This is a genomic window from Arthrobacter sp. TB 26, from assembly GCF_000427315.1.
In the GTDB taxonomy this organism is placed as follows: domain Bacteria; phylum Actinomycetota; class Actinomycetes; order Actinomycetales; family Micrococcaceae; genus Arthrobacter.
On record NZ_AUPJ01000158.1, the window covers coordinates 1 to 839 of the forward strand.

General features: G+C 70.0%; 2 protein-coding genes and 1 pseudogene (1 of these 3 running past the window's edge). All 3 read left to right on the forward strand.

Annotated elements, in window-relative coordinates:
- On the forward strand, nucleotides 1–527 hold a 527-nt coding region (gene mobA, locus K789_RS0105285), incomplete at its 5' end, for a molybdenum cofactor guanylyltransferase (protein WP_024365849.1).
- Nucleotides 511–798: a DUF6457 domain-containing protein gene (locus K789_RS0105290; protein ID WP_024365850.1), complete on the forward strand. Its 288-nt coding sequence runs from the start codon at nucleotides 511–513 to the stop codon at nucleotides 796–798. The genes mobA and K789_RS0105290, both read left to right, overlap by 17 nt.
- A pseudogene (locus K789_RS22375) lies at nucleotides 795–839 on the forward strand (molybdopterin molybdotransferase MoeA); it runs 1429 nt beyond the window's last position. The gene K789_RS0105290 and the pseudogene K789_RS22375 overlap by 4 nt, the downstream one beginning before the upstream one ends.

Here is an 839-nt window from a genome sequence, read left to right on the forward strand (position 1 = left end):
ATCCGCCCTTTGCCGGCCCTGCAGCAGCGGTGGCCGCCGGGCTATCCGCACTGGAACAGCGCCGCGGTGCGGACCTCCGGCACCCGGGTGCGGCCCCGTTCACCCTGGTCCTCGCCGTCGACATGCCCCGGGCGGACGCCGCGGTCCAGGCGCTGCTCGAAGCGGCCGCGGTTGCCCCGCCGGGTGACGGGCTGATGGCGGTCTCCGCTGACGGGCGGCGGCAGCCGCTGGTGGGCCTATATGGCACAGCTGCGCTACAACGCCGCGTCGCCGAAGCCCGGCAGCGCGGCGCGCTGGAGAATGCCTCCGTATTCGCCCTTCTTGCTAGGCTTGAGGTGCGCGAAGTCAGCGTCCCCAGTGGGTCCACGGATGATGTGGATACTTGGGACGATGCCTCCGCATTAGGGGTAAGCGGCCCACCCGGGGGACAGGACCGCGACAGCCTTGACCGCGACCACCCAGGTATCCGGTCCGGGGCTCCCCAGCTGAACTCGACCTTGGAGGCAAACGGTGAAGAGCCAGGATGAAACACTGGAAGACTGGTGCCGTGCCCTGCTTCAGGCCCTGGAACTGGACGGCGTCGAGGTTGACGTGAACGAGGTCCTGGCCCTGGCAGGGGTGGCAGCGCACTCGGTGGTGCGCCCGGCCGCTCCTTTGACGACCTTCATTGCCGGCTTCGCGGCCGGCCTGGCCTCCGGTTCCGGCCAGGCCACGGATGCGGTCTCGATGCGGGCCGCGATGGGCGTAGCCCGCAAACTCGCCAACGACTACGCAGCCAACGAAGCCCCCGGAGCATGACACCTGCACCCCCTCACGGCAGCGCTGCTGCCGCACGGGAT